At 73.1% G+C, this 20,895-nt stretch carries 20 protein-coding genes; 8 read left to right on the forward strand and 12 right to left on the reverse strand.

Translation table 11 applies throughout. The annotated features are described in order from the left end of the window. The first annotated feature begins 13 nt into the window (after positions 1 to 13). Positions 14 to 943 (forward strand): EamA family transporter, encoded by a 930-nt coding sequence (locus tag ABZ172_RS07880; RefSeq protein WP_356881295.1) that lies wholly within the window; start codon positions 14 to 16, stop codon positions 941 to 943. 54 nt (positions 944 to 997) lie between these two features. On the opposite strand, the gene ABZ172_RS07885 is transcribed toward ABZ172_RS07880, so the two are convergent. The 8 genes from ABZ172_RS07885 to aztB all read right to left on the reverse strand — a co-directional run bounded on the left by ABZ172_RS07885 (position 998) and on the right by aztB (position 7,943). Next, positions 998 to 1,321, reverse strand: a complete 324-nt coding sequence (locus ABZ172_RS07885) for a hypothetical protein (RefSeq protein ID WP_356881297.1) — start codon at positions 1,319 to 1,321, stop codon at positions 998 to 1,000. A 74-nt stretch (positions 1,322 to 1,395) separates the two neighbouring features. Continuing rightward, positions 1,396 to 1,656: a hypothetical protein gene (locus ABZ172_RS07890; protein ID WP_356881300.1), complete on the reverse strand. Its 261-nt coding sequence runs from the start codon at positions 1,654 to 1,656 to the stop codon at positions 1,396 to 1,398. A 433-nt stretch (positions 1,657 to 2,089) separates the two neighbouring features. Beyond that, on the reverse strand, positions 2,090 to 2,524 hold the full coding sequence (locus tag ABZ172_RS07895; RefSeq protein ID WP_356881302.1) for a VOC family protein: 435 nt from the start codon (positions 2,522 to 2,524) through the stop codon (positions 2,090 to 2,092). Positions 2,525 to 2,588: 64 nt separating this feature from the next. Next, complete coding sequence (locus tag ABZ172_RS07900; RefSeq protein WP_356881304.1) at positions 2,589 to 3,380, reverse strand: alpha/beta hydrolase; 792 nt, start codon at positions 3,378 to 3,380, stop codon at positions 2,589 to 2,591. Positions 3,381 to 3,565: 185 nt separating this feature from the next. Next, positions 3,566 to 4,768 (reverse strand): zinc metallochaperone AztD, encoded by a 1,203-nt coding sequence (gene aztD, locus ABZ172_RS07905; protein ID WP_356881306.1) that lies wholly within the window; start codon positions 4,766 to 4,768, stop codon positions 3,566 to 3,568. Between the two features lie 92 nt (positions 4,769 to 4,860). Then, complete coding sequence (gene aztC, locus ABZ172_RS07910; RefSeq protein ID WP_356881308.1) at positions 4,861 to 5,850, reverse strand: zinc ABC transporter substrate-binding protein AztC; 990 nt, start codon at positions 5,848 to 5,850, stop codon at positions 4,861 to 4,863. Then, positions 5,847 to 7,079 (reverse strand): hypothetical protein, encoded by a 1,233-nt coding sequence (locus tag ABZ172_RS07915; protein WP_356881310.1) that lies wholly within the window; start codon positions 7,077 to 7,079, stop codon positions 5,847 to 5,849. The genes aztC and ABZ172_RS07915 overlap by 4 nt, the downstream gene beginning before the upstream one ends. Positions 7,080 to 7,103: 24 nt before the next feature. Further along, a complete protein-coding gene (gene aztB / locus ABZ172_RS07920) occupies positions 7,104 to 7,943 on the reverse strand; it encodes a zinc ABC transporter permease AztB (RefSeq protein WP_356881312.1) in 840 nt (279 codons plus the stop codon). 14 nt (positions 7,944 to 7,957) lie between these two features. Between aztB and aztA the strand changes: the two genes are divergently transcribed. The 3 genes from aztA (at position 7,958) to ABZ172_RS07935 (ending at position 11,653) form a co-directional block, all read left to right on the forward strand. Next, the gene (aztA, locus tag ABZ172_RS07925; protein WP_356881314.1) at positions 7,958 to 8,719 is read left to right on the forward strand and encodes a zinc ABC transporter ATP-binding protein AztA; all 762 of its coding nucleotides are present in this window, start codon (positions 7,958 to 7,960) and stop codon (positions 8,717 to 8,719) included. Positions 8,720 to 9,273: 554 nt separating this feature from the next. Beyond that, complete coding sequence (locus tag ABZ172_RS07930; RefSeq protein ID WP_356881317.1) at positions 9,274 to 10,797, forward strand: catalase; 1,524 nt, start codon at positions 9,274 to 9,276, stop codon at positions 10,795 to 10,797. Positions 10,798 to 10,972: 175 nt separating this feature from the next. Then, positions 10,973 to 11,653 (forward strand): GPP34 family phosphoprotein, encoded by a 681-nt coding sequence (locus ABZ172_RS07935; protein WP_356881319.1) that lies wholly within the window; start codon positions 10,973 to 10,975, stop codon positions 11,651 to 11,653. A 116-nt stretch (positions 11,654 to 11,769) separates the two neighbouring features. Here ABZ172_RS07935 and ABZ172_RS07940 read toward each other — a convergent pair whose 3' ends face one another. Next, positions 11,770 to 12,150, reverse strand: a complete 381-nt coding sequence (locus tag ABZ172_RS07940) for an STAS domain-containing protein (RefSeq protein WP_356881321.1) — start codon at positions 12,148 to 12,150, stop codon at positions 11,770 to 11,772. A 315-nt stretch (positions 12,151 to 12,465) separates the two neighbouring features. Between ABZ172_RS07940 and ABZ172_RS07945 the strand changes: the two genes are divergently transcribed. Next, the gene (locus ABZ172_RS07945) at positions 12,466 to 12,960 is read left to right on the forward strand and encodes a MarR family transcriptional regulator (RefSeq protein WP_356881541.1); all 495 of its coding nucleotides are present in this window, start codon (positions 12,466 to 12,468) and stop codon (positions 12,958 to 12,960) included. A gap of 326 nt (positions 12,961 to 13,286) precedes the next feature. After that, the gene (locus tag ABZ172_RS07950; RefSeq protein ID WP_356881323.1) at positions 13,287 to 14,192 is read left to right on the forward strand and encodes an NADP-dependent oxidoreductase; all 906 of its coding nucleotides are present in this window, start codon (positions 13,287 to 13,289) and stop codon (positions 14,190 to 14,192) included. A 140-nt stretch (positions 14,193 to 14,332) separates the two neighbouring features. On the opposite strand, the gene ABZ172_RS07955 is transcribed toward ABZ172_RS07950, so the two are convergent. After that, the gene (locus ABZ172_RS07955; protein ID WP_356881325.1) at positions 14,333 to 15,520 is read right to left on the reverse strand and encodes a PP2C family protein-serine/threonine phosphatase; all 1,188 of its coding nucleotides are present in this window, start codon (positions 15,518 to 15,520) and stop codon (positions 14,333 to 14,335) included. 332 nt (positions 15,521 to 15,852) lie between these two features. Between ABZ172_RS07955 and ABZ172_RS07960 the strand changes: the two genes are divergently transcribed. Next, positions 15,853 to 16,665 (forward strand): SigB/SigF/SigG family RNA polymerase sigma factor, encoded by an 813-nt coding sequence (locus tag ABZ172_RS07960; protein ID WP_356881543.1) that lies wholly within the window; start codon positions 15,853 to 15,855, stop codon positions 16,663 to 16,665. 352 nt (positions 16,666 to 17,017) lie between these two features. On the opposite strand, the gene ABZ172_RS07965 is transcribed toward ABZ172_RS07960, so the two are convergent. After that, positions 17,018 to 17,569, reverse strand: coding sequence for a DoxX family membrane protein (locus tag ABZ172_RS07965; RefSeq protein WP_356881327.1), 552 nt, complete (start codon positions 17,567 to 17,569; stop codon positions 17,018 to 17,020). A gap of 223 nt (positions 17,570 to 17,792) precedes the next feature. Here ABZ172_RS07965 and ABZ172_RS07970 point away from each other — a divergent pair, with 223 nt between their 5' ends. Next, positions 17,793 to 20,036 (forward strand): FUSC family protein, encoded by a 2,244-nt coding sequence (locus tag ABZ172_RS07970; protein ID WP_356881329.1) that lies wholly within the window; start codon positions 17,793 to 17,795, stop codon positions 20,034 to 20,036. A gap of 197 nt (positions 20,037 to 20,233) precedes the next feature. Here the strand turns inward: ABZ172_RS07970 and ABZ172_RS07975 are convergent, their stop codons facing one another. Beyond that, positions 20,234 to 20,866 carry a secreted protein/lipoprotein gene (locus ABZ172_RS07975; protein ID WP_356881331.1) on the reverse strand — a complete coding sequence of 211 codons (633 nt, stop codon included), beginning with the start codon at positions 20,864 to 20,866 and terminating at the stop codon, positions 20,234 to 20,236. Positions 20,867 to 20,895 lie beyond the last annotated feature (29 nt).

Here is a 20,895-nt window from a genome sequence, read left to right on the forward strand (position 1 = left end):
GCACGGTGAGCGCATGGTGCTGAAGACCTCGGGGAGTGCCCCCGCACAGGCTCATGTGGCAGTCGGCAAGGACCCGTCCGCGAGCGGCGCGGGCCGCCTCGGAGGGATCGCGCTGATGCTGGGCAGCGGTCTGTCCAACCAGGTCGGGGCGTCGGTGGCGGCTCTCGCCTTCCCGGTGATCGGCCCGGCGGGGGTCGTCGCGGTACGCCAGTGGGTGGCGGCCGGGGTGCTCTGGGCCGTCGGCAGGCCGCGCCCGCGGTCGTTCACCTCGGCGCAGTGGCGGCCGGTCCTGGGGCTGGCCCTGGTGTTCGCCGCGATGAACCTGTCCCTCTACACGGCCGTCGACCGCATCGGGCTCGGGCTGGCCGTGACGCTGGAGTTCCTCGGGCCGCTGACGGTCGCCCTCGCCGGATCCCGCCGGCGGAAGGACGCCCTGTGCGCCCTGGCGGCGGCCGGCGCGGTGGTGGTGCTGGCCCGCCCCTCCCCCTCCACGGACTACGCGGGCATCGGTCTGGCGCTGCTGGCCGCGGTGTGCTGGGGCTGCTACATCATGCTCAACCGCACCGTGGGCAGGCGTCTGCCCGGCCTGGAGGGCTCGGCGGCGGCCGCGGTCGTCTCGGGCGCGCTCTATCTGCCCGTCGGCGTCCTCGTGCTCTGGTGGCGTCCCCCGACGCCGGCCGCTCTCGGCTGCGCCCTGGCCGCCGGAGTGCTGTCCTCGGCCGTACCGTTCCTGGCCGACCTGCTGGCGCTGCGGCGCGTACCGGCGCAGCTCTTCGGGGTGTTCATGAGCGTCAATCCGGTCTACGCCGCCGTGGTGGGCCTGATCGTGCTGGACCAGCAGCTCGCCCCGGCCTCCTGGGCGGCCGTCGTCGTGATCGTCGGGGCCAACACCGTCGCCCTCAGCGGTCGCCCGCCCGCGGTGAGGGACGGGAAGGGCGCGTGACCGGGCCGGGCGGTACGGCCCGGCCCAGAGGGTCCCGCGCACCCCGTCGCCGGCCTACCCCTTCCGGTCCGCGTCGAGTGCGGTGACGCCGTCCTCCCAGCGTGCGCGACGCTCGGTGAGGGACTGGTCCCACCACGGGGTGCCGCGCTCACCGAGCGCCACCTTCGCCGTCTGCACCCGGCTCCGGGCCAGCTTCTCGGCCGCCGGATCGTCCGCACGGCGCGCGGCGGCCACCGCGCGCCGTGCGGCCATCAGGTGGTGGCGCAGGCGGGACGCGGCCTCCTCGGGGATCTCCGGGTCCGTCGCCCGCCATTTCCGGCCCTTCACCACGATGTACCGACCGTCGGGGGTCCGGTCCGGCTGCGCAGCTGAGTCCATGGCCTCATGCTGCCCCACCCGTACGGGAGCGTGCGTCCGGCCGCACGCGCGGCGGCCCGGCGGTCCTCCGAGGCTCAGCCGGTCGACTCGTCCGGCACGGGGTGCTCCGGGTGGACCCCCGCGTGGCGCGGGGAGTCGCGGCCCGATCCGGCCTCGTCGAGATCGGGCGCGTCCGTCCCGGCCGCGGAGTCCGGGTCCGGCGCACCGGGCGGGACGATCACGTCGAGGGCGTCCTCGCCCTCCTGGACCTGCTGGTCGGGCATGTCCGCCGGTATCGGCGGCGGGCTGGGCTCCGCCCCTGCGTAGGCGGTTCCCTGGGGCCTGCGGTCGGTCATGCGGTCACTCCCGTCGGTACGCGCCCCTCCTCGTGCGGGGGGAGCCGGTTCGCACGTCGTCGCGTACCCCCTGGACACCGGACGACGCACCCCGCTCCCGCAGGGAGCAGGCGAGGTGCGGTGCGGGACCGCCCGGTGATCCGCCGCGAGGACCGCGAGCGGGCTCCGGGAACAGGGCCCGTACACGGCGCCGCCGGGGACGCCGGCCCCTACGTCCGGCAGGAGGCCCAGCCGCAGACGGTCTCCGCTTTCAGCTGCGACGACCACCGGCACGGCACTCGCCGCACACCCCGCGAGACCCCTCGGCCGGCCGACGAGCCGGGCCAGGAGCCGGACAGCCCCGGTGACGACGGCCCACCACATGCCCCGGTCCGGCACGGGCCGTCTCCTCGCGGCACCACGACGCGTGCGTGGCCCTCCCGCCCGGACCGCCTCAGTCGAGGCAGAACTCGTTGCCCTCGACGTCCCGCATCCCGATGCAGGACTCGTTGTCCTCGTCGGCCACCAGCACGCGCTCGCACACGGCGCCGAGCGCGACCAGCCGGGCGCACTCGGCGCGGAGCACGGCGAGGCGCTCCTCGCCCACGAGCCCGGTGCCCGCCCGCACGTCGAGGTGGACCCGGTTCTTGACGGCCTTGCCTTCCGGGACCCGCTGGAAGTACAACCGCGGGCCCGCGCCGGTGGGATCGGAGCAGGCGAACCACGCTCCCCGCTGCTCCGGGGGCAGCGACCCGTTGTACGCGTCCCAGGTGGCGAAGCCCTCCGGCGGCGGCGGTGCGACGTAGCCCAGCACCTCGCACCAGAAGCGGGCGACGCGCTCGGGATCCGCGCAGTCGAAGGTGATCTGGACCTGCTTGATCGACGGCATCGGACCACGATAGCGGTGCCCGCGGTGCACGCCTCAAGTGAATTTCCCGGTGAGCGGGCCGCGTTCACGTCCCGGGGGCCGGTGCGCGCCGGACGGGCATCATCGTGTCGACGGCGTCCTGCGCCAGGTGGTCGAGGACCAGCCGGCCGACCAGAGCCGGTTTCTCCAGGGGGACGAGGTGGGAGGCGCCGGGGACGACGGCGAGCCGGGCCCCGGGGACCGCGCGGTACAGCGCGATCGTGTGCTCCAGCGTCATCATGTCGTCGTCACCGGCCATGACGAGCAGCGGTGCCTCGACACGCTTCAGGTCCTCGGTGGTGAGCGTCGGCTGGGTACGCCACAGGGCGATGACCTTCGCCGCCGCCACCGGCCAGTGGCCGGGGCCGTCCGGGGAGACCGCCTCGTACAGCTCCCGCAGGAGGGCGAGGTCGGCGCTCTCCGGTGTCATCGCGTCGAGCATCGCGGGTTCGGCGAAGCACTCGGAGGACGGGCGGAAATTGGCGCCGATCACGGCGGCGCCGCGGACGAGGTCCGGCCGGGCGATGGCCGTGAGCAGGGCGACGACGCCTCCGTCGCTCCAGCCCACCAGACGGGCCGGTCCCCGCACGACCGTCTCGACGAAGGCCACCGTGTCGTCCGCCATGTCCTGGTAGGAGAGCGGACCGGGGACATCGGGGGTGTGCCCGTGCGCGCGCCGCTCGGGCAGGAGGACCTGATGGGCGGCGGCCAGGCCGTCCCGCAGCGCGCCCCAGGTGTCGTTGGTGCAGAGGCCGCCGTGCAGGAGGACGAGCGGCTCACCGCTGCCCTCGGACTCGTACCAGGTCCTGACGCCGGGGAGGTCCACGTGGTCGCCCATGTCCCCGTCCTTTCCGGACCGCGGTCCTCCCCGGCCAGTGTGCGCCGCGGCCCGTACGGCCGCCAGGCGGACCGGCGAGCCGGCCGGGGCCTGCCGGACGGGCGTTCCGCCGGGTGCCGTCCGACGTGTGCGGCCGCTCCGGTCCGGTGGAGCGGCCGCACGGCGGCGGCCGGGGTGACGGCGTGTCAGTGGCCGGGGACGACTCCCGACAGCTCGTTGGTGCTCTTCGGCAGGGTCACGGAGGCGCGCTTCTTGCCGCTCTCCAGGTCGATGGCGTGCAGGGCGCTCTTGCTGGGGTCGGAGACGTACGCGGTGTGGTCGCGGACGAAGAGCGTGGGACGGGGCTGCTGCCAGTCCAGCGGCTCCTGCCACTCGCCGACGGCGGGGATCTTCTTCTCCACGTCGCCCGTCTCGGGGTCGATGACGTGGACCGCTCCGTCGGTGCCGAGGACGAGGGCCTCGCCGTGCGGGCCACGGGCGAGCGAGCGGAACGAGTAGCTCGTGCCGAGGTCGACGATGCGGAGCTTCGCCGTCCTGGTGTCGATCAAGGAGATCCTGGTCGGCCGTTCCAGTTCGGCCTCAGGGTCGGTCTTGTAGTCGCCGAGGAGGACCGGGGATTCCTCGCTGCCGGCCTGGTTGCCGATCCGTCCGTACGCGTCGGGGGCGTCGACCTTGGTGAACCTGCCGTCCTTGTAGATCAGTACGCCGTCCTCGCAGCCGACGGCGACCGCCTCCCCCTGGGCCGCGGCCTCACCGTGGACACCGGGGCAGTTCTCGTTGCGGGCGGTCTCCTTGCCGTCCTTGTCGAGGACGAGCGCTCCGGTGCGCTTCTCCTCGGTGCCCAGGGTGCTGAGGAGTTCGCCGTTGCTGAGTTCGATGGCGACGCCGTGGTGGGCCTCGGCCGAGGTGTAGGTGCGCCCCGCGGGCTTCTTCCCCTTGCCGAGCTCGGCGGGGTCGAAGACGTTCACCTTGCCGGTGCCGTCGGTGAAGAGGACCGTCTTCCCCGCGTGGCGGACGACGTGGCCGGGCTTGGCGCCGTCGTAGGTGATGTCGGTCAGGGTCTGCCCGGTGGCGTCCAGGATCCTGAAACCGGCGTCGGTGGAGATCACCACGTGGTCGTCGTCCCCTGCGGGGTTGACGCGGTTGAAGCCGGGGAGCTCGATGGTCTTGGCGAGCTTCAGGCTCCCCCCGTCGAGGATGTAGAGACCGCCGTCGTAGCCGGCGACGAGCGGGTCGGCCACCGGGGCGGCGGACCCACCGGCCGGCGTCTCCTTCGCCTTCGCGTCGGAGGAGGATCCGGTGTCCCCTCCGCACGCCGTCAGGACCGTGGACACCGCCAGGGCGAGTGCTGCTCCGGTGAGGGATCTGTTGCGTATGGTCTGGTTCATCGGTCGTGCTTCCTTTCCTGGCCGCGAGGTCGCGGCGGGGGTGTGGGACGGGCCGGGACGGCTCGCCGTCCTCCCCGTGGGCAGAGGGGTGTTCAGCCGCCGGTGAGGCCGTCGGTCATGGCGGTGGTGTTGACGCGCATCATCTGCAGGTAGGTGCCGGCGCCCGCGTCCTTCGCGGTCAGCGACTCGGAGTACAGCTCGACGACCCGCACCCGGCCGCCGAGCTCGGTGCGCAGGACCTCGGCGAGCTTCTTGGGCTGGGAGGAGTCGGCGAACACCGTCCGCACACCGGCGTCCTCCATGGCCCGGGTCAGCGCGCGCAGGTCGGAGGAGCTGGGCGAGGCGAGTGTCGTGCCGCTGGGGATGACCGCCCCGACGACGCGGAAGCCGAAGCGGTCGGCGAGGTAGCCGAAGACGTGGTGGTTGGTCACCAGGGCCCGCCCGTGCTCGGGTATCCGGTCGAAGGACTCCTCCATCCAGGTGGTGAGGTCCGCCAACTGCGCGTCGTAGCGGGCGGCGTGGGCGCGTACGGCGGCCTCGTCCACACCGCTGACGTGCTCGACGACCTGGTCGGCGATGAGGCGGGACGCCGTGCGCACCCGGTCGGGGTCGGTCCAGAAGTGCGGGTCGGGCCGGCCCGCCTCGTCGTCCGGCCCTCCGTCGTCGCCCGTGCGGAAGGTGAGCGGGTCGACCGCCTTGCCGGCCTCGAGGACGGGGACCCCGGACTCACGGGCCGCGTCCACCTGGCGCAGGACGTTCTCCTCCAGCCCCAGCCCGTTGTAGACGACCAGTTCGGCGCGCTCCAGCTCGGCCGCCTGCACGGCCGAGAGGCCGAAGGAGTGGGGGTCGGCGTCCGGCTTCATCAGGACGGTGACCGCTGCCTCGTCACCGACGATCTCGCGGGTGATGTCGCCGAGGATGTTGGTGGTGACGACGATGCGGGGCCGGTCGCCACCGGGGGTGCAGGCCGTTCCCGCTGCGGCGACCACGCTCAGCGCGATCAGGCCCATGAGCAGGCTGCGCAGCCGTGCCACGCCGACCCGTGCGCGCGTCGCCGCCCCGGACACCGCGGGCGCGGTCATCGTCCCGTCTCCGTCATCAGGTGCGGTGCGATGCCGACGTCGAACGAGCGCGCGACGCGCAGGTCGTCGTTGTAGTCGATCTCGTACACGCGTCTGCCTTCGGGGTCGTTGACGTACGCGCGGCTGCGGTCGACCTCGATCACGGGCCCGCTCCTCCCGGCGCCGGTCAGCAGCTTCTCGGTACGGGAGACCTGCTCGCCGGTGGCGATGTCGTAGCCGTGCAGCGCTCCGTCGGTCTCCAGGACGAGGAGCGGCGAGCCCTCCCCCGCCGTCCCGGTGGCGACGACGGGCCCGGTCCTCACCCGCGTCCATGCGCGGTCCGTGACGTCCAGGACCCAGACGGAGTCCTTTCCGGCCGGGGCCGTGAGGGTGTCGCCGCCGGGCCGCCGGCGGAAGTCGGCGGCCCGCTCCGCCGCGGGGACGTCGGCGCCGTACGGGATCCTCTCGACGGTGAAGGCACCGTCCTTCTCGCGCACGAGCAGGGCGCCGTCCGCGCAGCCGATGACCACTCCGCGCCGGGTCACGGCGTCGCCCCGGGGGTCCTCGCACCGGTCGTCCGGGGACGACGCGACGGTCCTTCCCTCCCGGTCGTACACCGAGATCCGGGTCGCTCCGTCCCGTTCGGTGAGGGCCAGCAGGTGCTCCGCGTAGGGGACGACGGCTCCGGTGTGCACTCCGGGGAGGGTGCGGAGGGAGGTGATCTCGCCCTTCTCGAGGGCCGTGCGGTCGTACAGCCGGGTCCGGCCGCTGCCGTCGGTGACGGCGGTCACCGCGGTGTCGCTGCGGATCCGGGCGTCCGGGCCGCCGGGGAGGCTGCCGACCGCGCGTATCTCCGCGCGGTAGTAGTGCACGTGGTCGCCGTGGTCCACCGTCCAGGCGCCGCCGTCCAGCACCTGGGCGCCGCGGCGGGTGTGGAGGAAGCCGAAGCGCCCGTCCGTGGCGATCCGTCCGGCACCGGCCACCCGGGCCGTCGGGCGCACCGTGCCGGTGACGAGGTCGAGCACCCGGCTGTCGCCGGTGCGGGGGTCGTTGAGGAGCAGACGGGACTGCTCCTCGGCGGCTTCCTTCGCTCCCTCGACGTAGCCGTGGGGGACGGCGGAGGGTTCGGCCTCCGCCGCGGACCCGCCGGCGGTCTCGCCCGCACAGCCCGCGGTGAGCAGTGCGGTGATCACCAGTGCGGCCGAGGCCCATGGAGTGACGTTTCTTCGGACGGTCGGCACGATCGCCACGGATTTCCTTCGGTCGGCTGTCGGTCAGGCGGACGAGGCGGGGCCCACGCGCCGGTGGCGCAGGCCCGATGCCAGGTGGGAGAGGAAGAACAGAGTCACGGCGAGGGCCGCGACGGTGGCGCCGGCGGCGGTGCTCAGGTGCCAGGACAGCAGCAGCCCGCCGAAGGTGGCGGCGATGCCGACGAGCGCGGCGAGCGCCATCACCCCGCGCACGCTGCGCGCCCAGGGGAGCGCCGCCGCGGCCGGGGCGATGAGCAGCCCCAGGACGAGCAGCGTCCCCACGATGTGGAACGACGCGACGATCGCGAGGCCCAGCAGCGCGAGCAGCACACCGTGCGCGAGACGCGGGCGCAGTCCGAGAGTCCGCGCCTTCCGGGGGTCGAACGCCAGGGCGAGGAAGGCCCGGTGGCCGAGCACCGAGACCAGCAGGGCCACCAGCAGCGCCGCAGCGAGCAGCAGCAGGTCCTGCTCACGGACCGCGAGGACGTCGCCGAACAGGAAGCCGGTCAGGTCCACGGCGAAGGACTGCGAGCGGGACACGATGATGACGCCGAGCGAGAGCATGCCCACGAACAGCAAGCCGATCCCGGTGTCCTGGGAGAGCCTCGGCGCGCGGCCGAGCGCGGTCACGCCCGCCGTCATCACCACGGCGCTGACCACCGCCCCCACGAGCAGGTTCCCGCCCAGCAGGGCCGCCACCGCGACGCCCGGGAGCAGCCCGTGGGACATCGCGTCCCCGAGGAAGGCCATGCCGCGGAGCACCACCCACGTCCCGGCGAGCGCGCAGATCGCGGACACCAGGATTCCGCCCCACAGGGCTCTCTGCACGAAGGTCACCTCGAAGGGCGCCGTCAACCACTCCATGCGAGGACACTACAATGAAAACCATGTTCAACAAACCCCTTCAGTCCCCCGCCGGACCTCACGGCCGGCCGCCACGCGTCCGGCTCACCGCGCTGTGCGCCGGCTATCCGGGCAGGCCGGTCCTCCACGAACTCAGCGCCTCGATAACGGCGTTGAGCACCACCGCACTCGTCGGCCCGAACGGCAGCGGGAAGTCGACGCTGCTCGGGGTGATCGCGGGTGTGATCGACCCGACAGCGGGACAGCTCCGGCACGAGGGCGAGCGGCCACCGGCCTTCGTCCCGCAGCGCGGAGCCGTCGGCGACACCCTGCCGCTGACCGTCCGGCAGACCGTGGAGATGGGACGCTGGGGCGAACGGGGGCCCTGGCGCAGGCTGACCGGGCGCGACCACGCGGCGGTGGACGACGCGCTCGACCGGCTGGGGATCGGCGATCTCACCACGCGTCAGCTCGGTGAGCTGTCCGGCGGACAGCGGCAACGCGCCCTGATCGCCCAGGGGCTGGCACAGGAGTCGGATCTGCTGCTCCTGGACGAACCCACCACGGGGCTCGACCCGGAGGCCCGGGACCGGATCACCGCGATCCTGGCCGACCTGGCCGCCGACGGCGTGACGGTCGTCCACGCCACCCACGACCTCGACGCCGCACGCGCGGCGGACGCGTGCCTGCTGCTGCGCGACGGCCGCCTGGTGGGGGCGGGACGGCCCGAAGACGTGCTGGCGGGAACGGACCGGCCCGACGACGTCCTGGCCGCGCCGGTGCCCCGGCCCCGATGACGCTGGCGGTCCGACGCCTCGGCGGCCCGCCCGTCCGGGTCGGCCGGCTGATCGACCGGCCGGCCGGTCGACGCCGCCGGGTCCGGCACGACCACCACCGGCGTCACCGCCTCGGTGGCGCCTCGGGCCACGAGGGCGACCGCGGCCGGAGCGCGCCGGGCGGCACCGGCCGAGGCGCCGCGTTCGGGCCGGACACCTCCGGGCGGCGAACCCTCACGGAACTCGTGTGGCGGGCCGCCGTCCGGATCCCTCGGGAGCGGGGGCGGCCGCGGCACCGGCGCCGGGCCGGAGCCGTCACCACCACGGGAGCACGTAGCGAGACGGAGCAGGGGGACAGAGCGGTCACGGCGGCCGTCTCCGATGGCCTGCTCGTCCAGGTTTGGCTACGTTGATACCGGTTACCGGTACGGCGATGTGTGGAGAACGGGGAGACACCGGTCGGCCGGGCATCTCGCCACGGGGCCGGAGCCCGGTCCCGTCGTCGACGAGCCCGTCCGTGCCCGCCGCCCCGACCCACGTTTCGCACTCACACCCCACGACGAAGGGGAACGCAAGTGACCAGCGCATCGCACGAGCCGACCACCACCGACTCCGGCATCCCCGTCGAGAGCGACGAACACTCGCTCACCGTCGGTCCGGCCGGGCCCATCCTGCTGCAGGACTCGTACCTGATCGAGCAGATGGCCCAGTTCAACCGTGAACGGATCCCCGAACGTCAGCCGCACGCCAAGGGCAGCGGCGCGTTCGGGCACTTCGAGGTGACCGGGGACGTCAGCGGCTACACCAAGGCCGCGCTCTTCCAGCCCGGCGCCACGACCGATCTGGTCGTGCGGTTCTCCACCGTGGCCGGCGAGCGTGGCAGCCCGGACACCTGGCGCGACCCGCGCGGGTTCGCGGTGAAGTTCTACACCAGCGAGGGCAACTACGACATGGTGGGCAACAACACCCCCGTGTTCTTCGTGAAGGACCCGATGAAGTTCCAGCACTTCATCCGGTCCCAGAAGCGCCGCGCGGACAACAACCTCCGCGACCACGACATGCAGTGGGACTTCTGGACCCTCTCCCCCGAGTCGGCCCACCAGGTCACCTGGCTGATGGGCGACCGCGGCATCCCGCGCAGCTGGCGCCACATGAACGGCTACACCTCGCACACCTACATGTGGATCAACGCGCAGGGCGAGCGCTTCTGGGTGAAGTACCACTTCAAGACCGACCAGGGCATCGAGACGTTCACCCAGCACGAGGGCGACCAGATGGCCGCGGCGGACACCGACTTCCACACGCGCGACCTGTTCGAGCACATCCGCGACGGCGACCACCCGAGCTGGACGCTGCACGTCCAGGTCATGCCGTACGAGGACGCGGTGGACTACCGGTTCAACCCGTTCGACCTGACCAAGGTGTGGCCGCACGGCGACTACCCGCTGATCGAGGTCGGGAAGATGACGCTGGACCGCAACCCCACCGACAACCACGCGGAGATCGAGCAGGCCGCCTTCCAGCCGAACAACCTGGTCCCCGGCATCGGCCCGAGCCCGGACCGCATGCTGCTGGCCCGGCTGTTCTCGTACGCGGACGCCCACCGTCACCGCATCGGGGCCAACTACCAGCAGCTCCCGGTGAACGCGCCCGTCGCCCCGGTGAACACGTACTCCAAGGACGGGGCGATGGCGTACCGGAAGACCTCCGATCCGGTCTACGCCCCGAACTCCAAGGGCGGCCCGGCCGCCGACACCGCCCGTTACGGCTCCCCGGCCGGCTGGTACGCCGACGGGGACATCACCCGGGCGGCGTACGTCGACCACGCGGAGGACGACGACTGGGGGCAGGCCGGCACCCTCGTGCGTGACGTCCTGGACGACGCGGCACGGGACCGGCTGGTGGACAACGTCGTCGGCCACCTGCTCAACGGCGTGACCGAACCGGTACTGGTCCGCGCGTTCGAGTACTGGTCGAACATCGACAAGACCGTCGGCAAGCGCATCGAACAGGGCGTGCGCGCGAAGGCCGGCGAGAAGGATCCGAAGGCCGCGCAGCAGGGGAATCCCGCGCGCAGCTCCATGCAGGACAAGGCCTGACCACGGGTCCGTAGCGCACCGCACCGGGCCCCTGACCCGTCCGCCCTCCGCGTACCGGCCGCCGCCGGACGCGGAGGGCGGCATGCTGTGTCCTGAGGCACGGCACCGGCCGGCCGACGCTTTCCAGCAGGCACACGGCGTGGACGACGTCGTACGAATCCGAGGGGGCCGTTCCGTGACCACGGCGAAGGACCTGTTCATCATCGCGTTGCACCTGGGGTCGCCGGAGAGCCCGGTGGGCCAGGGGGACCTGTCCCTCGCGCTCGCGGGCGCCGAGCTCGTCGATCTCGTGACGGCCCGGGCCGTCACCCTGGACGGCGACCGCGTCGTCCCGGAGCAGCCGACGCCGGCGGTGGACGACCGCCTGCTGGCCGAGGCGGCGTCGGCGCTCGTGGGGCAGGCGCCCTACGAGCGGGCCGAGGACTGGTTGTGGCGGCGGGGGCGCGAGCTGGCCGCCGCGTACCAGGCCGCGCTCGAAGAGGAGGGCGCACTGAGCCGGGGGCGCCGCGGCAGGTTCACGGCCGCGGCGGCCGGCGTGGAGGCGGCCGACACGCCCGCCCGCCGACGGGCCCTGGACCGCTGGGAGGACGGTGAGCCCACGCTCGCCTCACTCGCGTCCTCCGTGGGCGTGCCGGACGGGCGGCCGGAGGACGACACCGGCTCGGGCACCGAATCCGCCCCCGGGTTCGGCTCCGACTCGGACGGTTCCCGCGTCGGCTCCGCCCCTGCCTCCGACGACCAGGCCGTGACGACGGTGCTGCTGGCCGTCGGTGACGCGGTGATGGAACTCGAAGCCGTGCGGCAGCGGCGGGCCATCGAGAACGCCGCGTTCGCCAACGTCTGGCGCGGACCGTGAGGGCGCGGCCGCACGGAGCGTGAGGGCCGGGGCGCGCGGACAGCCGCGGCCCGCACGGGGCGGCCCCGCCGGAAGCCGGCCGGCCGGACCCGCACCGCCGGCTGGCGGCGGGGCCGCTAGACCTCCGGCACTTCCTGGGGAGCGGTCACGTGGCTCAGGGCCTCGGCCGTGGTGGGAAGTGCCGGTATCACCTCGGCGATCCCGGTGATGTCCAGCAGTCTGACGAGGTGTGGGGGCGGACCGGCCAGGGTGAGGGAACCGTGCCGGTCCTTCGCGTACCGCAGGAGTCCGATCATCGTGTTGAGGCCCGAGGAGTCGCAGAACCCCACGAGTGACAGGTCGAGCACCAGGTGCTGTCTGCCTTCCCTGATCAGCCCCAGGGCCCTCGTCCGCAGGTCGGGCACGCTGTCCACGTCGATCTCGCCCGCGACGGTGAGGACCGCCATCGAATCCGCCGGGTACCGCACGGTGAGGATGAGGGGCTGCTTCGTCGTCATGGGTATCAGTACTCCAGGCCGGGGAACGGTCGCCGTCACGGCGGGGCCGACGACACCGCCGGATGATCATGTTTCGGATGTCGCCTGCGGAACCGTACCCGATGGAAACTGTTGCCGCACGACAACATACCGGAGGGCCAGGCGTTACCATCGGAAGCCTGCGGCAGGCAGGGGTACGATGATCGGGGCCACGCGCGTGCGCCCCGGAACCTTTGTCCTGGCTTTCCGTACGAGCGCATCGGATGTCCGGCCGCCTCGCTCGGTCCGGTGGCCGGACGGACGAGCAAGGCGATGCCGAATCGGAGTGTCAACAATATGGGCCTGAACCCCGAAGCCGACCAGCGGTCCCGGGATGCGGCCCGTGAGGGTTCAGAATTCGTCGAACTCCTCGAAGTCCTGTGGGAACACGGGCGCGACGCCGTGCCGACCGGACCGGTCTCCCCCTCCCAGCTCCGCGTGCTGTACACGCTGGACCGCGAGGAGGGCATCAATCTGCGCATGCTCGCCGAGGCACTGGGCTCGGCCTCCCCGTCGGTCAGCAGACTGTGCGACCGGCTGCAGGCCACCGGATTCGTGGAGCGCGCCCCGAGCCCCGTGAGCCGTCGCGAGCTGGAGCTCCGGCTGACCAGCCACGGGAGGGCCTACCTGGTCGACCTGCGCACGCGCAGGGAAGAGATCCTGATGGCCACCATCGACGCCATGCCCGCCAAGGCCCGGCGTTCGCTGCTCGACGGCCTCAGGGCCTTCCGCAGCGCGGCAGGGGCGGGGCAGGACAGCGACGGAGCGAGACCCTTGCGGTCGACCGGCTGACACCCCGGCGGAACGACCTCCCGGGTGACCGGACCGCCGCCGCGGAACCGCCGACACCCCGCGCCGACCCGCAGGAAGCCCCTCCTCTCTCCTTCACCGGCTCCGCCGGGCGCCGCGCGGCCCCTCCCCACCCCCGTGACGGAGCATCCGGGCGCCCGGAGCCACCCGCTCGGCGGACGCACCGCGGCGTACGTCCCCCGGACGGCCTCCCGACTTGCAGTTGACGCTGACGTCAGGTTCTAGCGTGGAGCTCATCGGCATGCGCCGATCACTGACCACCGATGGCACGAACGGCCACCTCGGGCCGCTCGGGAAGGCGGAACCTCATGCGTACAGCCCGGTACCACGAGTACGGCGGGGTGGAGACCCTGGTGATCGAGGAGGTGGCGGAACCGCATCCCGGGCCCGGCGAGATCCGCGTCCGCGTGGCGGCCGCCGGCGTCAACCCGATCGACTGGAAGATGCGCTCCGGTGCGCTGCGCGCCGTGCTGCCGGTCGACCTGCCCGCCGTTCCCGGGCGGGACGCCGTCGGCCTGGTCGACGAGATCGGCGAGGGCGTGGAGGACGTGAGTCCCGGCGACCGGGTCTTCGGACTGGGCGGGATCACCGGTGCGAGCGCCGAGCTGGCCGTCCTCTCCGCCTGGGCCCCGGCGCCCGGCGCCTGGACCGACGAGGAGGCCGCCGGAGCCGGCCTGGCGGCCGTGACCGCGCTGGGCGGTCTGCGGGTGCTGGGCCCGTTGCGGGGACGCGTCCTTCTCGTGGAGGGCGCCGCCGGGGGCGTGGGCAGCGCCGCGGTCGAGCTCGCGGTGGCGCAGGGCGCGACGGTGATCGGGACGGCCGGCGAACACAACCACGCGTTCCTCACCTCGCTCGGAGCCGTTCCCACCACCTACGGCACGGGGCTGGCGGAGCGCGTCGCCGCCCTGGCTCCGGACGGTGTCGACCTCGCGCTCGACACCGCGGCGTCCGGGTCCCTGGCCGACCTCGTCGCGATCGTGGGCGACCCCGCCCGTGTGTCGACCGTCGCCGACCACTCCGGTGCGGCGCGCCTGGGCGTGCACCTGGTGAACGCGGAGAACGACTCCACGCTCCTGGCCGAGGCGGGCGAGCTCGGCCGTCAGGGCCGCTACACGCCGCGCATCGAGCGGGCCTTCCCGCTCGAACGGATCGCGGAGGCGCACGCGTACGCCGAGCTCGGACACGTGCAGGGGAAGATCGTGGTCCGCGTCTGAGCCCGTCCCGGCCCCCCGGGGCCTCCCGCGGCCGGGCTGCGGGAAGCCGCGCCTCCGGATCGCCGGTCCGGCGATCCGCACGCCCCGGACGTCCTTCCGTCAGGGGCTGCGGGGGGTCGGGAGCGGCCGGACCGCTCCCGTCACTCCGAGGCGTCGGAGCCGGAGGACTCCCGCCCGAACCAGTCCATGCAGATCACCAGGGCGTCGTCGTCCAGAGGCGTGGCACCCCGGTGCTCCCGCAGGTCGCGGAGCACGGCCAGCGGCACCTGGACGGACGGCAGGAGGCGGTGCGCGGACAGCGACCGCGCGAGAGCGCGCTCGCCGTACCGCTCCCCCACGCCCGACGTGCTGTCGTAGACGCCGTCGCTGCTGATGAGCAGCCGGTCGCCGGGCTCGACACGCAGGCGCTGCGCGACGTACTCCGTCTCCTCGAACATGCCGAGGGGCAGCTGCGCGTCGAAGTCGACGGCGTCGACGGTCCGCCCCCTCAGCCGCCACATCCGGGGCGATCCCGCGTCGACCGCTTCCACCTCGCCGGTGGCCAGCTCGAAGCGCAGGAGCAGGACGGACGCGTGCAGCGCGCCCCGGTGCTGCGCGTAGACGGCCTGGTCGGCGAGGCTGGCCTGGCCGGCGAGGTCGAGCCCCGCCCGCCGGGCGTTGCGCAGCGCGTTGACGACGAGGTTGGTCAGCAGGGCCGCCTCCATCCCCTTGCCCATGCCGTTGGTGACGGTGAGCGTGAGATGGTGGGAGGAGACCGACCAGTCGAAGTTGTCGCCGAAGATCGCGTACGCGGGCTCCAGATGAGCGCCGAGCCGGAATTCGGGCCGGGACACGGCGCGGCCGGGGAGCAGCTGCCACTGCATCTCGGCGGCCAGGGTCAGCCGGGTGGCGCGGCGGGCGAGGATGTACAGGTCCGTGTCGCGTTCGGCGACCAGGATCTCGTGCCCGAGGGCTTCGCAGAGCCGCTGGATGTCGGCCAGGTCCCCGCCGGACAGGCTGCCCTCCGGCGCCGTCACGGTGAGGACGCCGAGCCGGTCGCCGCGCACGGTCACCGGGAGGTGGGCCGTCACCCGCCCCTCCGTGGCCCGCGGCTCCACATAGGGTTCCTGGGCGCCGAAGGCCCTGCCCTGCGGGCTGTCGTGCACGTGCACCGGTTCGGCGATGGGCACCTCGGACACGATCTGGAGCGTGGTCATGCCGTAGTCGGCGAGCCGCAACGCCACGTCCTGGACGTCGTACCGCTCCCGCAGGGCCGCGGTGACGACGTCGAGGAGTCCGTGCGGAGCGGCCTTGCGCAGCTCATGCTCGACTGCGGCGAATGTGTCCACGTGATCCTGCTTCTTGTCGTGCTGCGCCGGAACCCGGACCACCTGCGGGCCCGGCCCCCGGCCTCCAGCGTACGGGGCCTGTGCACGGTCCAGCGCGCCGCCCGAGGGCCCGCACCGCTGAACGGCGGTGCTCATCCTACGATGTCCGGGGGCAACAGTTTCCGCACAGCAAGAAAAAACCGTCTCCCGGTGCATAGGGCTTCCGAGGCAGGGCAGGGGCTCGTCTGAATGTGCACTCAGCACGAGGGAGGGTGGGAACAGTGATCGCTGAACAGACGGCCGGGACCGCACAGGTCGAAGGGGTACCCGACGCCGGGGCAGCACCGGAACGCATAGGTGAACTGCCCTGGATCGAGGACACCGGAAAGATCAGCCCGAAGGACGCCCGCGCCCTGTCGACGCTCTTCTTCGAGCGGCTCCAGGTCCTGGAGGAGGGCACGCACGAGTACCAGTACGCGCGCAACACCCTCGTGGAGATGAACATCTCCCTCGTCCGCTTCGCCGCACGCCGCTTCCGCAACCGGGGCAGCGGCGACATGGAGGACATCACCCAGGTCGGCACCATCGGCCTCATCAAGGCCATCGACCGGTTCGAGCTCTCGCGGGAGGTCGAGTTCGCCACGTTCGCCGTCCCCTACATCGTGGGCGAGATCAAGCGCTTCTTCCGCGACACCACCTGGGCCGTCCACGTGCCCCGGCGGCTCCAGGAGCTGCGCGTGGAACTGGCCAAGGCCAAGGACGAGCTCTCCGTCCTCCTCGACCGGGACCCGACCTCGAAGGAACTGGCCGCGCACCTGGACCGCACCGAGGACGAGGTGATCGAGGGCATCATCGCTTCGAACGGCTACACCGCCGGTTCGCTGGACATGCCGACCGACACCGGTGAGACGACGGGTACGGTCTCCCGCACGTTCGCCGACATCCTGGGTGAACCGGACTCCGCCATGGAGACGGTGGAGAACCTGCACGCGCTGGCACCGCTGCTGGAACAGCTCGACGACCGCGAGCGGCGGCTCATCGAAATGCGGTTCGGCCAGGAGATGACCCAGTCGCAGATCGGTGAGGCCCTCGACGTCTCCCAGATGCACGTCTCCCGCCTCCTCACCCGCACCCTCGGCAAGCTGCGCGCGGGGATGCTCGCCTGACCGTCCGGACCCCGGAAACCGACGCCCCCGGCCCGTCCCGTCCGGCAGCCGCGGGATCCGGTGTCCCCTCCGACGCCCGGCCCCCGGGTCTCCTGACGCCCGGCTCCCGGGTCCGTCGCAGGGGCGGACTCCCGCGCACCGTGCGCCGGAACCGCCCATCACGGCGTCGTGTCCGGAACACCTCCGCGACGCACGTCGGGCGTGCCGGTGATCCACACCGGCACGCACCACGACACTCCCGGCCCACCTGAGGCGGGCTCGCGCGGAAACGCGTTCGCCCCGGGTGGGTCCTGCGCTGTGCGGGGCCGGTGGACCGCAGGGAGTTCCCGGCCCCGCAGGGGTCCGGAGGCCGTCAGCCGGTCGGGAGATGCTCCCGCAGGGTGTCGGCCGCGGACCGGACCTCCTGCGCCCGGTCCGCCACCGCGGCGCCCACCGCGTTCCCCGTCCTGCGCGCGTTCCGTGCACCGACCGCGGCGGCGGCGCGGGAGCGGTAGGCCAGTGACGGCTTGCCGTGGGTGTCGGCCGCCGCGATCAGCAGTCCGCCGAACAGGGACACGTTCGTGGTGAACAGGACGCGCTGACGCGCCCGCTCCTCGGGGTCCTTGACGTTCCACCAGGCGTGACCGGCCAGGGTGGTGGGCACCAGCGAGACCGCCAGAGCGAGGGCGGAGGCCCGCGGGAGCCGGCCGGTCGCGAGGAGCGCACCGGCACCGATCTGCACGGCGCCGCTGATCCGCACGAGTCGCGTCAGGTCGTCCGGCGGCAGCGGGACGCCGAGCACGGCCGGGCTGCCCGCCGGCTCGGCCACGCCGGTCCCGGCGTGCGGGTCCCGGAGTGTGCGGATCCCACCGGTGACGAAAGCGGAAGCGAGCAGGGGGCGGGCGACTTTCCTCAGGATTGCCATGCTCCGCACGTGCCCGGGTTCGGTCGGCGCACGCGTACCGGTTTCTGACGGTTCGACGCTTCCGGCCCGCGGGGGACGGCTCGGCGGGCGCCCCCGGGGTCCTGTCCACCCCTCGGCCCGCGTTCGTGCTGCGACGACCGGCCGTGCCATGCTGAACAGCACGTGGAGCGTGGCGGACAGCGGAAGAAAGCGCAGGGTGAGGGCAGTGCGGCGGGGCGGGGCCATGATGTGGGATCGGTTCGCGGCGTCCGATCCGGGGTTGCTCCGGCTCACCGCGGGGCTGCGGACCGTCGCGGCGATCGGACTCACCCTGGTGGTCCTGGCGCTGCTCCGCACGGACGTCACCCATCTGGTCGCGGGTGCGATGACCGCGATGACCGCGACCTTCGCCGTCAAGGACACGCTCGTGCGCGACCAGGCGATCACCCTCGCCCTCGGCCTGCCGGTCGCGCTCGCAGCGACGTCGCTGGGTGCCCTGCTGGCCCCTCAGGTCGTCGTGGGCGACCTCTTCTTCGTCGTGCTCATCTTCGGCGCCGTCTACTGCCGGCGGTTCGGCGACCGGGGGACGGCACTCGGCCTCATCGGCTTCCAGATCTACTTCCTCTCCCTGTTCGTCGGAGCCTCGACGACCGCGCTGCCCGCGCTCCTCCTCGCTCTGGCCATCGGCTTCGCGTGCAGCGCGGTGGTGCGGTTCGCCGTCGTCCCGGAGACGCCCCGGCGCGTCCTGACACGCCTGCGGGACGCCTTCCGGACGCGGGTCGCCCAGCTCGTCTCCCTGCAGATCGAGCTCCTCGACGCCGAACCCGCCCAGCTGGAGAAGGTGCTCGACGACATGCGGCGGCGCACCGCGCGCCTCCACGAGACCGCGCTGATGATCCAGGGCCGCCTGGAGGAGGGCACACCCGACGCGGACAAGGCGGCGCTGCTGCAACGCCGGGTCGCCGACGCCGAGATCTCCACGGAGCGGCTCGGCATGCTGCTGCTGAACGCCCGCAGCGCCGAGAGCGCGGACACCCTCACCCTGCACCTGCCGCACGCGCCCGTGCCGCTCACCGGGGACTGGCGGCCCGCCGAGGACGACGCGACCATCGCCCTGCGCCGCGACCTCAAGGCCCTGCACCTCCTGGTGGACCGGCCCGTGTCGCGCGACGGCGGCACGGCGGTCGCCCACATCCGCAACCGGCTGCTCGGCTACCGCGACGAGGACAAGCTGCCCCTCGCCCCGGCGGGCATCCAGGACGCCTTCCGCGGTATCGGTGAGGCGGCGCGGGCCGTCCTGGGGCTGCGGCTGGCACTGGACGGACCCCAGGACGAGTCCGACGACTCCCCGGCGACCACGCGTTCCCGCGAGGAGTTCGACGCGGAGGACATCGCCCTCGCCTCCTCCGAGACGTCCGAAAAGGATCCCGACACCGACCGCACCGGTCTGCAACGTCCCACCACACGCGCCGCCTTCCAGGTGTCGGTGGGCTCGGTCCTGGCCATCATCGGCGGTGAGCTGCTCTCCTCCCAGCGCTGGTACTGGGCCGTCCTCACCTGCTGGGTCGTCTTCCTCAACACCGCGTCCACCGGCGAGATCCTGGTGAAGGGCTACCGTCGGCTCCTGGGCACCCTGCTCGGCGCGGTGGCCGGTGTGGCCCTGGCGGGGCTGGTCGGTGACAACACCTGGGTCGCGTTCGCGCTGGTGCTCGTCTTCATCTTCGCGATGTTCTTCACGGCTCCGCTGTCGTACGCGGTCATGTCGTTCTTCGTCACGGCGATGCTGGGGCTGCTCTACACCCTGCTGAACTCGTACAGCTTCGACGTCCTGGTGCTGCGCATCGAGGAGACCGCGATCGGCGCCGCGTGCGGGATCATCGCCGCCGTACTCATCCTGCCGGTGCACACGGACCGGCGCACCGACGAGCTGCTGGGCACCGTCCTGGAGAAGCTGGGGGACGTCGCCTCGGCCGCGGTGGAACAGCTCAGCGGAGGGCCCGCGTCGGACCTGCTCGGCAAGGCGCGCGCACTGGACACGGCGCTGGACGAACTGCGGGACTCCGCGGATCCGTTGACCTATCCCATCACCCCCTTGCGGGGCCGGCGGCAGACCGTGCGCTATCTGGTGGCGCTGCTGGAGACGTGTGCCTACCACGCACGCTCGCTCGCGGCGACCGCCGAACTGGTGCCGCACAGCAGGACCGTCGCGGCCGATCCGCGCCTCCACCGGGCCGGTCGGCGCATCGCCCACAACATCGAGGTGCTGGCCGCGCACGTCGGGGACGAGGACCTCGGGGGCGAGGTCAGGTCGGCTGCGAGCATCGCCTCGACACTGCGGGACGACGGGTCCGGCACCCCGCCCTCCGGCACCGTGACCTTCCGCGTCCTGCGCCATCTTCAGCGCCTCGACGAGGGCGTGGTCGGGCTCGCCCGTCCCCTGGACGTGCCGGTCGCCGAGCGCGCCGGGGAGAAGACGGTACGCGTCTGAGGGGCGCGGGCGTCCCCTGACGGCACGTGCGGGTGAGGCTCGTTGACGTGCCCTGAGCGCCGTGCCGCGGTCCCCGGCGGGCGTACGACGACATCACCTCGCCGAGGTGCCGGAAAACCCCGGCACGGCGCGTGCACGGGCGTCCTCGGGTCGTGTCCGGTGCAGCGCGCCGGTCCCCCGGGGCTACGGGACACCCCTCAGCACGGACGGTCCCGGTGCTCCGTGTAGGCGGACACCTTCCACGGCTCGCCCTCCGGGCGTTCCAGCGCGGCGGTCGCCACGTGGCGTGCCGGCAGACCGGCCGTCGGGGGCAGGCGCCAGCCCGTCGTCGTGTCGAGGGTCTGCCATCCCGACACGTCGACGCAGTCGCGCACCGTCGCGGTGGCCGGCCGTGCGCCGAGATGGAGCGCGGTGACCTCCGGGGCGTGTCCGCGGGTGCCGCGCATCGCCGTGCCCTGCTTCCTCATGCGGGCGAGCTCCGTCCCGGTCTCGCTCGCCGCCGCGGGGGTCGTGTACCGCCCCAGGTCCGTCCCCGCCGAGGAACCCGCCCGGTACGCCGCCTCCTGCTCGGCCGACATCAGGCGGTACACCTCCAGCACCGCGGACACGGCCCCGTCGGAGGTTTCCGGTGCGGGGGTGGCGCGGGGAGCCGAGGACACCGGGGTGCCGGTGTCGGCCGCGCTCGCGGAGGGTGCGCTCCCGGGCGGCTTGGCGTCGCTCTCCCCGGCACCTCCCCCGCGACCGCAGCCGGCCAGGACGAGAACCAGAGCCGCGGCACCGTACCGGAGCGTCGTGCCCCTCCGGGAGTGCCTGCGCCGAGCCGTCACCATCAGAGCCCCAAGCTGTCCGTCCGATACCG

The sequence above is a fragment of the Streptomyces sp. NPDC006296 genome (genome assembly GCF_040613235.1).
GTDB lineage: Bacteria > Actinomycetota > Actinomycetes > Streptomycetales > Streptomycetaceae > Streptomyces.